This window comes from Xanthomonas sp. NCPPB 2250 (assembly GCF_056725265.1).
Genome location: NZ_CM161520.1, coordinates 46,158 through 59,577, shown reverse-complemented (window position 1 = coordinate 59,577; position 13,420 = coordinate 46,158). Strand labels below are relative to the sequence as shown.

Sequence of the window (13,420 nt, the reverse complement as noted above, 5' to 3'; positions counted from 1 at the left end):
TTTTGAGTCGATCCGCGCGAATTGTAGTTGGTTTGAATGAATTCCAGTCTATAGGACGGAACCACATGACTCCAATCAATACACTACGACTTCTCCAAACGACCGCCCAGTTTGCACAGGCCGCCAACACGCTCTTGGTTCAGTAGAGGCGCCAGTCCCAGCCTTCAGCTCAGCGGCACAGCGCTGGTTGACTACCAGGTGGTCGCGCATGGCTCACCATGCCCCGCAACTTAGTTTGCCCTTGTACGTCTTGCCGCGCACGGTCAAGGTCGTGTCCGGCCCAGCTCCCCTTAGCCTGAAGCTCGGTGGAAGCGAGGGATCGCCTGGATTGGCGTAGGTCAGGTCGATCCTGCTAGCGCTCTGATCCAACGCAACGACTTTGTAGGAACCTTGCGGAAGAATGCGTGGCCCATTCTTGTCTTGAATGAGGATCCCACCAATCTTGTCGTAGCCAAGAAATTCCAGATCCGGCACTGGTGCGCCGGGCGGCGCATAGAACGCACACATCGTGCTGCTGGCCGCGGCTGAGGACGCGGCCAGGAAAAGCGCAGTGACAAGGACAAGTCGCATCTAGCCCACCTTTGCCGCTAATCCCGAACGATCAAGCCCGCGAGCGGGTATGGGTCGGATACGACACTTTAAGCATCGGTCACCAAGAAGCAACTGCTTCCCGCGAATATGCAACGAAGGGCAGCCTGCAATGCCAGGTACTCCGGCGGTGTCAACTGGAACACGATCGTGAGAAGCCCCAAACCAGCCAGTGCCACCGGCGAATCTGGGACGAATGTAATCCGCGCGTAGCCAGGGCTGAGCAGAAACTGGGAGACGCCGCCATAGCCCGAGGTCTCCTGGCCACACCATTCGACATGATAGGTGGCCATCCTCAACGCCACGTCCTGCTCGTCGAACGAGAATGCGCGCTGGAGCAGGAGATAGGTCGTGGTATCGAGCGCTTGGTCGGCGAAGCCGACCAGATGGCACTCCCCCTCTGGGTGTTCTACAGCGATGCTGCTCGCTTGAAGTACGAATGACGACATGCCGATGCTCGCTCCTCATTCGCCATATTCCACAGATTAGAAGAGGCCAAGAGCGAACTCCCAAGAAAGCGTGCTCTGAGCCGTATTTTCCGCATAGGCTATTCAGCGCGGTTGAAGCGGTTCATCGTGATCGCCGGCTCGCCGTTGATGTTCAACCAGACCACGGTTTCGGTCATCGTCTTGCCGTCAGGGGCGACGGTGTAAGTGCGTGTCGTGCGTGGCATTCCCTTCAAGTAGAACGCCGCGACCATCACGTTCGGCGCCGGCAGCCATACGGCCGTGGTGTCGACCGTCGGGTAGCCTTTGCTTGGGGCTGCGGTTCCGTCTAGCGGATAAATGGCGACGGCATGGATGTCATGCCCATCGCCACCGACGATGTCGGCATTCGTCTGCCACTTGCCCTTGCCCACATCGCTGTAGGTGAGCGTGGCGCTTTTCGGCCGCTTGTCGGGCGGCACCGGCATGCTTGCGACATCGAGCACCCATTTGCCGAGCAATGGGGACTTGGAGGATTGGGTGAGCGCGGGCGCGCTGCAGGCCAGGCCCAGGATCAGCAGCAGTACGGCGAGATGCTTTTTCATACTTTCTCTCCAGCGGCTTAGGCGCATTGTTGCATAACCTTGTCGTAGCGGTTCTCAAGTCATCGGACACAAGAAATTCCGAGATGACACGAATCATCGCTGCATGCGATCTCTTTCCCGCGTAGGAACGGCTAGCGCCACGCCGAGTAGGTCGTTACATGGGTGCGTTCGAGTCGTCCCTCCGCGTCCGTGTCCATCTCGATCACGTAGCCCGACTTTCGCAGCAACGATTCTTCGGTGGCAATGACGCATCGCCGCCGCCGGGGTGCCGTTTCCTGGCAGGCGTCGAAGAAGTAGTCGCTTGAACCGACGACCGTCGACCCAGCAAGATGGCGGTCAAGTCCGTACTGCAATTGCACTGCGTCATAGGTCCGATAGGGACGGTCGAACGGCAAGCCTGACGCGGTGTACACCAGCTGCCATGGCGTTTCGCAGGCACACGGCATCGGCGAATAGCCGAAGAGCATGAATCCGGCGACACACGCCACGATGGTCGCGGCTCCAAGCGCTTTGATATGTCGCTTCATGTCGTGGGTGCCTGGATCGATCTGCAAGGCGGTGAGGTTGGCATTTCATCATTGCAGGGCGTTTGATGCATATGCGCTAACGCAAGCGTGTCGCATCATACTGGCGATGGCGCCGCTCACCACTTCCCAAAGTAGGACGAAATGTCGAAGTAGACCTCGCGCTCCTCGCCGGAGGGCAGCACGATCGTGATGAGGTCCATGGCCGACGGCTCAAACAATAGCGACTGCGATTTGATGCGCGCGCCGGGGTAGTGCTGATCGAGCCATCTGCGTTGCGCCGCGATGCCGGCGCCTTCGCTGTGCGCCGCGGACAGATCGACGGGACGGTCCGGCGATGCGCCATCCCCATGTGCGACGGCGGGCCGCGGCGACGGCGCGGAGTGACATGCCGCAAGGCCCGCCAGCAAGACCAAAGACAGCAGCCCGCACTTCATATCACACCCCCTAATGTGATCGACCAGACAGCTGGATCAGAGTAGACCTGTCGGCTCACCGCGCACAATAGCGCGTAGTCTGGCTAGGAACTCGCTTGATGCATCACTCGATCAACTGCGCACCTGGTCCCGCAGCCTTCTCCGCCGGGCGTCGCTAATGGCATTGCCACGCAAGCGCACAATCGTCCGCGAACTTCCAAAAGTGCCGCACACAATAAAGTGAACTCTGACCCGTATTTTTCCAAGCGACGCGCGACAGTGCGTGTACCTTGAACGGGATGTTAGGTATACACGACCGTTGAAGAAAGAAGGGGATACATATCGGACATGTCCTTGAGGCACTTGCATATCAATTGCGCATCCGTGGGCATGCGCAATGAAAACCGCTGCCAGCCGTCTAGAACTAGTTGCTCAGGCATTTCTACCAGACCGGTGATGGCGTCCCAAAATGCATTCCAATTGCGGCCATACCAGCTAGGGAAGCCGAGCGACTCCATGAGAAGGGCATGCAGATCCTTCGCGGACGTTACGTTTCCAAGCTCAATTCGAATCACAGGAACGCGTGCCATGAGATTTGCTTGGTATCTAGATTAAGCCACGCCGCGAAGTGGCGTCGGTTTGAATGAGTTGTTAGGCGCCGGAGTCATGCTGCAGCTCTGAAAATGAGATCTTGGAAGTCTTGCAGACGATGTGCACCGCCGTAGGCGTTACCAGCATTGTACATCGCCAATGACTCGTCTAGCCCCTGCTAATCCCGCCACCATTGTCCGCATTTGGAAAATCTTGAAGGACAAGCGCTACGCCATTGAGTATAGCTGGGGTCAGAACGAACTTTAAAATCGTCGCGCATGCAAAGTGTACTTTGACCCCTGTTTTCCCGCTGAACTGCGTACTTGTTGCCGCTGCCTTCTCCGCTGGGCGTCGCTAGTAGCACTGCCACGCAAGCGCCCACTCGTCCTCCTTGCAGGGCGCCGTTCCGCGTCCGAAGTAGCCGACGCCGCCGTCGCCCCACATCCAGTGGCCCTTGTCCGTGGAGTCGATCTGGAAGACGAATTCCGGCGACGCGGGATGGCGCTTGAAAGGCGCCCAGAAGATCTCGGCCTGGATCAGCGTCGGCCATCCTCCCAGCTTGAAGCCATCCAGGTTCCGGAAGAGATCGTGGTAGCGCGCTTCGATGTCTGCCGGCAGATCCATCGGCGCATCCTCCCAGCGCGGGTAGTCGTCATGAAAGACATGCGGCCGCATCGGAAATGCGCTGATAGGCGAATCGGTATTCCGTGGCGCCAGCGGGACCAGTCCATCGAGCCGCTCGTAGGCCCGCAGACACCACCCTTCCCCGTTGGGCGTATCGACCGGGAGCGTATCGGGACCGATGAACACCGCATTCAGTGCGATATCCGCGAGACGGGCCGGCCGCAGCGGCAGGTCGCTGACGTTGATCTGACATAGCGCGTGCATCGGCCGTCCCGCCGTCTCCGGCCATGCCTCGCCCGGCGCGCAGACGTTCACGCGACCGAACCAACTCGCCAGGGGATCGTCGGGTGGCCGGAATCCCCCGATCTCCAGGATGACACCCGAGCGGGCGAGTTGGGTTTTGAGGTCATCAGCCGTTGTCGTCACGTATGCGTCTTCCGTGCCTCATTCAGACCGGGCCATTTTTCCCGGCTTTGCGTCCAGTAGAACAGGGAGCAGTGGGCATTTCCAAGGCAAGTGCGCTCGGATCCCGTTTCCGTGATACGTCGGGGTTGAACGCGTTGTTAGGCAGCCCCCTGCGTAAGGAGACGCTCGTAGACGCGTAGATCCGCATCCGAGAAGCAACAGAAGACGACCTCGTCGAAGCCCGGTCAGGCGCCGTGGCCTTCACTGTCGTCGTTGCCACTGTTGCGGCGGCTTCGATGGGGTAGTCATAGATGCCGGTTCTGATGGAGGGAAACGCGATAGATCGGATTCCGGCGCTTGCCGCAACCTCCAGGCTACGCCGATAGCAAGACGCAGGGAGATCGGGCTCCGCGTTCGAGCCGCCCTGCCACACTGGCACAACCGTGTGGACGATGTGCCGTGCCGGCAGCTTGTAGCCGCGCGTGAGTTTTCGCCTCTCCCGTCTTACATCCACCGAGCAACCGGCACTCGTGGACCAGCGCAGGACCTGCGGCGCGATGGATCGCCCCGTCAACGCCACCACCGCCAAGCAAGGACGAATTCGCGGCGTTGACGATTGCATCGAGCGCGAGCTTGGTGATGTCGGCTTAAATGGCGTGGATCAGCATGGGCGGCATTCGTTAGGGAAAACCGCTAATTTAAGCAGCCTTCGCGCCCGAAACGCGTGATTGAATGTTCGGCCTTCCCGGCATAGGTTCGCTTGAACGCATCGCTAGGCGGCAACTCAACATTCTGAATCATCATCGGAGTCGTTGTGCCAGCAAATGAATGTTGGTGGCTTGCCCGTGTCCCGGAAACAGGCGAGGGCTCGCTCTATCGTTGCGAGCGGCAGCGCCCATGAAGCTGGATATGAGTCGACTTGGCCATTGGAGAGTTTGTATTCGATCATTGCGTCAAGCAGACCGGAATAGGACGGATTGCGTGAACTGAAGCCCGGATCTTCAGGCGAGGGCAAGAACATCAGCCAGCCGATGTCGCCATTGATGAGAGCGCAAAGAGACGCCCCATTTGGTGCCGATTCCCAAATCTCCCGGCAGTTGGTGTGACTCAACATATGGAGGCTAACACCTGACTTTGAGCGTCGCTGCAATGCTGCTTATGTTTGCATGAATCGCTACGTCGCAGTGCCCCGGGGTCTCCTGCGCGAAAGTATGCCAGCGATGAGCATGACGCCCCCCAGGAGGAGAAAAAGATAAGGCAGATGGTCCGGCCAGGGTAGCTCCGTAGGGACCGCCCGAAGGAACGGATGGGAAGCCCGTCCGTCGCTTGGCAACATCAGGGAGATCGGAAGCTGATGCAGAATGAGCGGCGTGCCAGCTAGCCCGACCAGCGCGACTAGCGCGCCGAGCGCTATTACCAGGTTTGCGACGACCTTGTTCATGCGGTCCAGCACTTCAGTTGTGCCAGCTGGCGGAGCAGGTTCGGTTTGAATGAGTTGTCAGCCGCCATTGCCATCACCGAAGTAGTTGTAACAACCGGCGGCAACCAACACGACTGTCAGCGCGATGATGCCGATGCCCTCGATATCTAAGTTCGACCGAAGAAGCTTACGACGCCAAGAGGGGACGAGCAGGCATGGCGACACTACCAGCAGCCCAGCGCCGAGGCTAGCCAAGCCGAGCCCGAGGTTGAACTGCCATGATTCCCAAAGCTGGCTAAGCATGTGATGTGACACCTAGCGCCTGAACTAAGCGGACCCGCGCAGTGGCTTCGGCATCGGCTCAAGTGAATTGTTAGGGGCCACTGTTCGGCTCCAGCAACGATGCTACATCGAGGTATTCCTGCGAAGGAGACTCAAGCTGAGGATTGGCAAGCCAGTAGACTTCTCCGTGGATGCGAAGCATGGCCCAGTGCCACGCGTGCACTCTGCCCGCTCCACTTCGCGTGTCATTTTGTCTCTACTCGATTCAAAGCCGACTTCAGTGCAGTCCAGTGCCAAACCGAGTTGTCTATTCTCACTGCACATCCCGGGTTCTCAAGTAGTCGAATACTCGTAGTAACTCCTTCTTTCTGCAAGATCGCCTTGGCGTCGCTAAGCAAGCGCTTCTCACCTGTGAGCCAACAATTGAACTCGGAGGATACGAGTTGCATTGCTCTCTGGAGTGAGCACTCCAGTCTTTGTCGCAGGCGAATCACGCCCGCCTTGTCGCGTTTGTCGAAGTCCGGGCCTAGCACGTAGTGATTGCTACCAGCCGTTGCAGCATCACATTTATCTTGAAGGTACTCATCAACACTCTGACCACTACCGACGGTTTCAATTTCACCCGATGCAGTACTGACAAGATGAGCATTTACGCCAACATAGCATCGCCCGTGAATACCTCGCAGGACAAAATCTTCGCTGTTTGCGCGAATGATCCAGTAGTCACCCCCCTTTGAAAGCGCGCAGGATTGAATAACAAAATGGTCCCTTCCTTCGCGAGAAGCTTCGCAGCGACGAAGGACTAAAGCTTTGGCTTGCTCTGCTTCGATCATTAGATTGCCTAACGCCTGGCTTAAGCCGCCTCGCGAAGCGGCATAGGCTTGAACGAACGGTTAGCGGCAATGAAGCATGGTCCGTGCCCCCGAGCATTGCCGCCGAGAGCCGAGCATGGCATAGATCCCGATTGGGTGCGTGCCGGAAGTGGTGGCCGATGGATGTGTGACCGGGGCCGAAGACAATGAGCGCGGTAGGGCAACGAAGCCGGAAGACGAAGCGGATGGCTGTTCGATGGCGCAAGGCGAGAGGACTCCCCCAGAGGTAGAATTGCGGTCAGAGCCGACTTTCAAAGGTACCGAACAAGAAAGAGCACTCCGACCCCTGTTTTTCGAGTTATCAGGGGTGGCTCACTCTGACCCAGTTTTTGCCCAGTTTTGCCGAAGGCGCCTCGATGGGGGGTATCACTCAGCCTTGAGTCGCGGCACACTCACTAAGGAAGATGAATCACAGATCCAGTAAATAGCCCGTATCAGCTGATTCTTCATCTTCATCGTCGTTGTAGTTGAATTCAACCTTGCTTTGGACGACGATTTCATCCATGACGCTTTGCAGCCGACCGGACTTGACCACGATGTCGAAAGCAGACACTAAGTCTTTCACGTTGATGACTTCTTCAACAGCCTTCATATAGGTATCGACAACAGCCTCAATCTTGTACTTCGCTACCGCTTGAGCACGTATAGCGGCCCGGATCTGTTCAGCCGTCTCATCCGACTTAACAACAAAGGTGATGGGGAAGCGCTGTACCTTGTCGATGTCGAGGAAGTACTTGTTTACGTCGATGGTTTCCGTTACTTGGAAGAAGCGCCCTAGCGGCTTCATCACAAAGTCGATGCCACCGTCGTTCGCGTTGGTTCGACCCGTCTTGTAGAGCACCAAGAACTCTTCGGCGATCGTTTCCTTTGTATTGCCAATCCAAACGGTTTCCTGGCCGAACTTAGCCTTTAGAACGGCATAGCTGACTATTTCGAAGACGCGGGCATCGACATTTGGTGCGAGTTGGTCAACCACAAACTCCATGGCTTGTTTTGGGTCTTGCTTACCAATTTCCGCAATTTGTCGGCAAGTCTCTAGAAATCCTTCAAAGGCTGCCCGCTTTGTGGCTACGTAGGCATCGATGATGTCGATGACAGCGCGTGCAATGTTGTAGGTGTTGTCATTCCCATCTTTATGGCGCACTACCACCTGCAGGAGATCTTCCTGTATCCAGTAGCGCTGCGTCGCCACATCGCGAACGATGGGAGGCTTGCCCACAGATGGATAGAACTTTTTGAACTCATCGTTCAAGCGCGAGTTGAGAGCGTGGTTTTGTAGCTTGGAGCCGAAAGGTAACTCGCGCTGCCGGCGGAACAAATCGGAGAAGCGAGCCCCTTCGTACTTGGAGTAAGGGGCACCAGCTTTTCCATCAGCGAAGCCTTTCTTGATGTAGTCCTCAACCACGACATAGAGCGCGTAGTGGTTAGCAAACGCTCCTCGCGCTTTAGACCCACGGTTGGCCGCTTTAGTCTTGTTGTTCAAGTAGCCAAGAATAGGGCTGCTTGTGAAGACATCAATTGCGTAATCCCCGAAGTGCTTCTTGAGTATATCGAGAATGCTGGGCGTAAAGGCGTGATGGACACTATCAAACGTCGGCATCGAATAACCCTGTTTGTTCTTCGGAGACTACTACGCCCTTTACGCCGTTTCCATTCTTGCGAAGGTAGGCTTTATCCAGAGCATGCAGCGCCTCCCCGTTGAAATGGGTAGCGATACTGAGCCGGCGGAGGCCGATTTTTACGTACTCGGCTTGTGACTCGATGCCAATCGAGCGACGACCGAGACGTTGCGCCACTGCGCATGTTGTGAACGTGCCGCTGAAGGGGTCAAGAACCGTGTCACCAGGGTTCGAGCTGGCTTTGATGATGCGCTCTAGCAGCGCCTCGGGCTTCTGACTTGGATGCTCTTCGTATTCCGGCATCCGGTAGCGCACACGAGGTAGGTACCAGGTATTGCCGGGAACCTTGGTCGTCTTGTATGGGGTTGGAACCGCTTTCCGGTAGTCGATTAGCTTGCGCACGGCGCCAGTTCGCGCCTCGACCTCGATGTCGGTCGCATTGAAGATGTAGTTCTTCGCATCCTTCGTGCAATAGAGGATAGGCTCATAGAGAGAGCCAAAGTACTTCTTCGCCTGCACGCCCGAACTGTCGTAGTGCCAAATAATGCGAGACTGGATGTTGATGCGCTCGCGGAGCCATAGGTCGAGATAGGGCATTGCCTGCGTGCTCGTCATGACATAGAGGCTTCCGGTTCGTTTGAGCTTGCGGATGCAAGTCTCAAGCCATTGGTAGCACCATTCGGCATAGTCCAAGTCAGATGGCCAGGAGTCCTTGAACTCGCCGAACTGCTTCCCGATGTTGTACGGAGGGTCGGCAAAAATTAAATCAATGCTCGCGTCTGGTAGTGCTGCAAGGGCTGTCATGCAGTCTTCATGCACTACAGTGCTGAGTTCGTTGCTGTACGAAGTAGTCATGTGGAGGAGCGCGTCAGTATCGCAGTTGGCGTTTCTCCGCCTATAGTAGCGACTTCGTCCGTTGAGTCAGCCTGGATCACAGTCGAATCGAAGGAGCGAAGAGCACGCCGGTTGGGCCTTGTGACGCCTAATCACTTATGGACCGCCTGAACGTGGGATAACGCAATCCTCGCTGAGTCGATGAACGCCGTCAATCCGGCCGAAACATCGGTGGATCCCTGCTTCTGCATGCCTTGTGCGGCCTTCACCGCCGGACGCTATGCCGTAACTCTTTTGCTGGTGCAACCGTTACAGCCGCTTATTTGCGGATGTAGTGAAGGCCCTGCTGAGATGTCAGCACACCAGGCGCGCCGCTTTCGGTTTCATCGCAGATCCAACACATTGTTGCGTTGGGTTACCTCGGCCACCTCCCCTTGGAGTACTAGGCGCAACCGTCCGCTCTTGAGACTTGCACCATCCGGCAAAGCCAACCGCACCTGCCCCGTCTTCGGCTCCAGATCCCGCGGCGCCTCCAACGCAGGAAACGCCGCCCGCGCCAATTCCCGACCCCGCGCATCCTCCAACACCACAAACCCAGCCGGCGCATCCACATGCCCCAGGCTATGCACGGTGACTTCGATGGCATCGGCCATCACCCGCACATCCCCCCGCCCAACCCCCAGATCCGGTCGCTGCTCGACCGGCACCGCGGCAGGCGTTACCAGCTCGAACTCCATCACCACCGTCTGCTCGGCGGGGAACTCCACGTCCACCGCCCCGCTCTTCTCGAACGCGAATTCGCGGGTAGCGGCCTTGCCATCGATCTTCCCATCGCCATCGCGATCCACGCCAGCACGCATCCGCCACTGCCCGGCGGCGACATTCCACCCGGTCATCTGCGCCCGCTGCGCCTTGCCGCTGGTGTTGTAGCCGATGACGGTGAAGTGGTCCTGCCGCGGCTTGGGCAGCAGCAGCGCCACCTGCACCGCGCCTTCGGGATCGGCGAAGCGCCAGCTGACGGTGTGGCCGGGGTAAGTCTGGTTGCGCTTGAGGGCGACGCCGCCGAGGCGGGCGCGCTGCAGGTTCACGGTGGGCGATTCGACGCGGTCGCTCCACCAGTGGCCTTCGGTGTTCATGTAGAAGGTCTGCAGCTTGTCGCGGGTCTCGGCGCGGTACAGGGTTTCCAGCCAGCGCGGGTCGCCGGTCTGTTCCCAGGCGACGTGGTGGGCGAAGTCCGGGGCGTCGTCGGGGTCGGCGTCGGCCGCTGCCTTGGCCAGGCTGGCGCCCCAGCTGTCGCGCTTGCCGAGCACGTCGAGGAAGTTCTCGTTGAGCAGGGACAGGCCGCCGGGGCCGGCCTTGGCGACGCGGTAGTCGACGGGCTGGAGGTAGCGCGCATCGCCGGTCCAGCGGTACGCGGCCCAGAAGGTGTGCAGGGTGTCGGGGCCGCCGCTGCCGTCGAACAGGCTGCCGCCGCGGGTCTTGCCGGTGGCCCAGTTGATCTCGTTGGGCAGCGCCCACTGGCCCTTGGCGTCGGTGTAGGCGTGGGCCAGGTAGCCGTCGGCCAGGCCGGTGACGATGCGGCGGCTGTTGGGGTCGGCGTTGTAGCCGCCCAGCAGCAGCGCCGGGTGCAGGATCGGGAACGAATAGGGTTTCTGCCACTGCCAGTTCGGTTCGCGGTAGACCTTGCGCCCGCCGAACCAGTTGCTGGCGAACAGCAGGTGGCCCTGCGGGTTGACCTGGATGATGTTGTCGAACGCCTTCACCGTGCGCATCAGCCGTTCCACCGTCAGCGGGTCGCCCCAGTTGAGGTAGAGCATCTCGCTGTTGATGTTGATGCCGTCCTCGTAGGAATGCAGTTCGTCGGTCTCGATGGTGGAGAGGCCGTCGGTGAACATGCCGTTGCGGTAGTTGGCGTCGGACAGGGCGGTGAGCGAGGCGGTGAGCTTGTCTGGATCCACGCCCATCAGGGCGACGCCGGGCCATTGCTGGGTGAGGTCGGAATCGTCGGAGATGCCGCCGCCGAAGTCGCCGTAATCCACCTGGCGCTCGTCGATCCACCAGTTGATGTAGCGGCGCGTGGCCTTGAGGTCTTCCAGTTGCCAGAACGCCCAGCCGGGCACGCCCTTGGGCGGCTGCGGCAACTGCACCGGCAGCGGGCCCTGGTTGCCGTAGCTGATGTCGGCCCAGTACTGGCGGCCCAGTGCGTTGTCCGGGTCCACCCGCAGCAGGTCGTGGATGTCGGCATCCAGGCGCGCGTACAGGCGCTGGCGCTTGGAGGTGGTGTGTTCCTCGACCAGGAAGCCCCAGTTGTCCTTGACCTGGTTGAAACGGTCGGCGATGTGCTCGATCTTGGCCTGCTCGCGCGGCTTGAACAGCAGGCGCAGTTGCGCGCCGTCCAGCGCGCGCGCGTCGAAGCCGGGGGCGGCCGAGGCGATGCTGAGCATCAGGCTGTCGTCGGTCAGGATGCGGTCGCGCAGGTCCAGCCACAGCGTGCGCGCCTGTCCGGGCGCGACCGAGACCGACACGTCGAGCATGTCGCGGCCGGGCCAGATCGGATCCTTGACGCGGATGTTGAGCGGGATCAGGCCGTTGTGCGTGGCCGGCAGCTGCAGCGCCGGCAGGTCGATGGCGATGCCGTCCAGGCCGTCGTGCATGTTCTCCCAGCCATAGGACCAGCTACGCATCAGCGGCTGCGCGGCCGGCGCGTCGCCGAGGTTGGAAGGGATGAGCACGTGGACGATGGGCAGCGGCTGCACCGCGCTCTTGTCGTCGGCACGCTTGCGGGCGGGCGCCTTGGTCGGCAGGGCGACCACGGTGCTGCGCTCGTCCGGCGGGTAGCGCCCCGCGATGTAGGCGCGTAGCGCGGCGAGGTTGGCGTAGTCCGGGGCGATGTCGCTGCGCACGGTGTAGCGCAGCGTGGCGCTGGGGTTGGCCGGCTCGGCACCGGCGCCGACGTCGTAGGCCCAGATCTCCTGGATCGGGGTTTCCTGGGCGACGTTGGTGAAGCGCAGATGGCCGCCGCGGCGGCGTTCGAACTGGTCGACGCTGCGCACCGTGCCCTGGGCGCGCGCGAACAGCGGCGCGGGCTCTGCGCCATCGGCGGCATAGGTGGCCTGGCCGTAGGCGGCGCCGCGCAGTTCGATGCGGTTGAACGGTTCGTCGGGCAGGGCCAGGTCCAGCGCCTTGCCGCCTTCGACGTAGACGTTCCAGTCGGGCAACTGGAAGTAGTCGTTGCGGCCGGGCAGGCGCGAGCGGTTGTACACGCCAGGCCAGGTGGTCTCGGCGATGCCGTCGGTCGCCTTCCACATCCACTCCTTCAGGTCCTTGGCGTCGGCGAATTCGACCTTGCGGATGCGCGTGGACGGGGCATCCAGCGCAGGCGGTGCGCGGCCGTGGTCCCAGCCGAAGCGGTGCAGCCAGGCGTTGCGCGCGGCGCTGTCGGGCACGGGCTCGGCGCTGCGCGGTTCTTGCTGCCGGGCGAGCGCGGCGACGCCGGCGGCATCGAGCATGCGGTCGTAGACGCGGATCTCGTCGAAGTCGCTGCCGCGCAGGAAGTTGTAGCGGCTCTGCACCTGGTGCGGGGCAAGCACGCGCGCGGCCAGGCCGAGCTGGTCGAGCGCGGCGTCGAAGTCGAGCGAGCCGCCGTCGGCGCAGGCTTGCGTGCAATCCACGCGCGCGGCTTCCTTGCCGTCCACGTACAGGCGCACGCCGCGGGTCTCGTCCCAGGCGAAGGCCAGGTGGGTCCAGGCGCTGGGCGCGGGGAACTTGTCCAGCTTGAAGGAGACGCGGGTGCGGGCCAGGTTGGCGTCGGTCACGAAGGCATCGAAGCCGTGGCCGTTCCAGTCGATGCGCAGCCAGGCCATGTCCCAGCTGGTGTGGTCGGCGTAGCCGACGCGGAAGATCACGAACGGCGCTTCGCCCACCGGATAGCGCGAACGCCAGAAGAACGACAGCGTGCCGCGCTGGGTGTAGATGTTGCCGGGGGCGTTCCAGGACAGCACGCCGTCGTCGGCCCATTCGATGGCCTGGCCGGAGACGCCGGTCGGCACCAGGGCGATCTTGTCGCGGAAGTTGGGTTGGGGGTCGCCATGGGCGACGTCGGCGTCCAGGCCTTTGTCGGCGGAGACGCGGAACAGGAGTTCCGGGGCGGCGGCGGCGGCGATGGTGGGGCAGACGAGTCCGCACAGCAGCGCGAGACCGTGGAGCATGCCGCGC

At 60.5% G+C, this 13,420-nt stretch carries 14 protein-coding genes and 1 pseudogene; 1 reads left to right on the top strand and 14 read right to left on the bottom strand.

Annotated features, from left to right (window positions below; genetic code table 11):
• Positions 1 to 213: 213 nt before the first annotated feature.
• The 8 genes and pseudogenes from AC1PMG_RS00280 to AC1PMG_RS00245 all read right to left on the bottom strand — a co-directional run bounded on the left by AC1PMG_RS00280 (position 214) and on the right by AC1PMG_RS00245 (position 4,819).
• The gene (locus AC1PMG_RS00280) at positions 214 to 570 is read right to left on the bottom strand and encodes a hypothetical protein (RefSeq protein ID WP_481110228.1); all 357 of its coding nucleotides are present in this window, start codon (positions 568 to 570) and stop codon (positions 214 to 216) included.
• A gap of 68 nt (positions 571 to 638) precedes the next feature.
• On the bottom strand, positions 639 to 1,037 hold the full coding sequence (locus tag AC1PMG_RS00275; protein ID WP_481110227.1) for an Imm10 family immunity protein: 399 nt from the start codon (positions 1,035 to 1,037) through the stop codon (positions 639 to 641).
• Between the two features lie 98 nt (positions 1,038 to 1,135).
• Entirely contained in the window at positions 1,136 to 1,618 is a 483-nt protein-coding gene (locus tag AC1PMG_RS00270; RefSeq protein ID WP_481110226.1) for a hypothetical protein, read from the bottom strand.
• Between the two features lie 131 nt (positions 1,619 to 1,749).
• Positions 1,750 to 2,145, bottom strand: a complete 396-nt coding sequence (locus tag AC1PMG_RS00265; RefSeq protein ID WP_481110225.1) for a hypothetical protein — start codon at positions 2,143 to 2,145, stop codon at positions 1,750 to 1,752.
• Between the two features lie 116 nt (positions 2,146 to 2,261).
• Positions 2,262 to 2,579: a hypothetical protein gene (locus AC1PMG_RS00260; protein ID WP_481110224.1), complete on the bottom strand. Its 318-nt coding sequence runs from the start codon at positions 2,577 to 2,579 to the stop codon at positions 2,262 to 2,264.
• 281 nt (positions 2,580 to 2,860) lie between these two features.
• Positions 2,861 to 3,148, bottom strand: coding sequence for a barstar family protein (locus tag AC1PMG_RS00255; protein ID WP_481110223.1), 288 nt, complete (start codon positions 3,146 to 3,148; stop codon positions 2,861 to 2,863).
• A gap of 355 nt (positions 3,149 to 3,503) precedes the next feature.
• Positions 3,504 to 4,199, bottom strand: a complete 696-nt coding sequence (locus AC1PMG_RS00250; RefSeq protein ID WP_481110222.1) for a DUF1963 domain-containing protein — start codon at positions 4,197 to 4,199, stop codon at positions 3,504 to 3,506.
• A gap of 137 nt (positions 4,200 to 4,336) precedes the next feature.
• Positions 4,337 to 4,819 (bottom strand): annotated as a pseudogene (locus AC1PMG_RS00245) (O-acetyl-ADP-ribose deacetylase).
• Between AC1PMG_RS00245 and AC1PMG_RS00240 the strand changes: the two are divergent.
• Complete coding sequence (locus AC1PMG_RS00240) at positions 4,736 to 4,906, top strand: hypothetical protein (protein ID WP_481110221.1); 171 nt, start codon at positions 4,736 to 4,738, stop codon at positions 4,904 to 4,906. The pseudogene AC1PMG_RS00245 and the gene AC1PMG_RS00240 overlap by 84 nt on opposite strands.
• 56 nt (positions 4,907 to 4,962) lie before the next feature.
• Here AC1PMG_RS00240 and AC1PMG_RS00235 read toward each other — a convergent pair whose 3' ends face one another.
• The 6 genes from AC1PMG_RS00235 to AC1PMG_RS00210 all read right to left on the bottom strand — a co-directional run bounded on the left by AC1PMG_RS00235 (position 4,963) and on the right by AC1PMG_RS00210 (position 13,413).
• Positions 4,963 to 5,292: a hypothetical protein gene (locus tag AC1PMG_RS00235; protein ID WP_481110220.1), complete on the bottom strand. Its 330-nt coding sequence runs from the start codon at positions 5,290 to 5,292 to the stop codon at positions 4,963 to 4,965.
• 384 nt (positions 5,293 to 5,676) lie between these two features.
• On the bottom strand, positions 5,677 to 5,901 hold the full coding sequence (locus AC1PMG_RS00230) for a hypothetical protein (protein ID WP_481110219.1): 225 nt from the start codon (positions 5,899 to 5,901) through the stop codon (positions 5,677 to 5,679).
• Between the two features lie 224 nt (positions 5,902 to 6,125).
• The gene (locus tag AC1PMG_RS00225; protein ID WP_481110218.1) at positions 6,126 to 6,713 is read right to left on the bottom strand and encodes a hypothetical protein; all 588 of its coding nucleotides are present in this window, start codon (positions 6,711 to 6,713) and stop codon (positions 6,126 to 6,128) included.
• Between the two features lie 448 nt (positions 6,714 to 7,161).
• Positions 7,162 to 8,352 (bottom strand): hypothetical protein, encoded by a 1,191-nt coding sequence (locus tag AC1PMG_RS00220; RefSeq protein ID WP_481110217.1) that lies wholly within the window; start codon positions 8,350 to 8,352, stop codon positions 7,162 to 7,164.
• Positions 8,339 to 9,226 (bottom strand): adenine-specific DNA-methyltransferase, encoded by an 888-nt coding sequence (gene yhdJ, locus AC1PMG_RS00215; RefSeq protein ID WP_481110216.1) that lies wholly within the window; start codon positions 9,224 to 9,226, stop codon positions 8,339 to 8,341. The genes AC1PMG_RS00220 and yhdJ overlap by 14 nt, the downstream gene beginning before the upstream one ends.
• 362 nt (positions 9,227 to 9,588) lie before the next feature.
• Complete coding sequence (locus AC1PMG_RS00210) at positions 9,589 to 13,413, bottom strand: LamG-like jellyroll fold domain-containing protein (RefSeq protein WP_481110215.1); 3,825 nt, start codon at positions 13,411 to 13,413, stop codon at positions 9,589 to 9,591.
• Positions 13,414 to 13,420 lie beyond the last annotated feature (7 nt).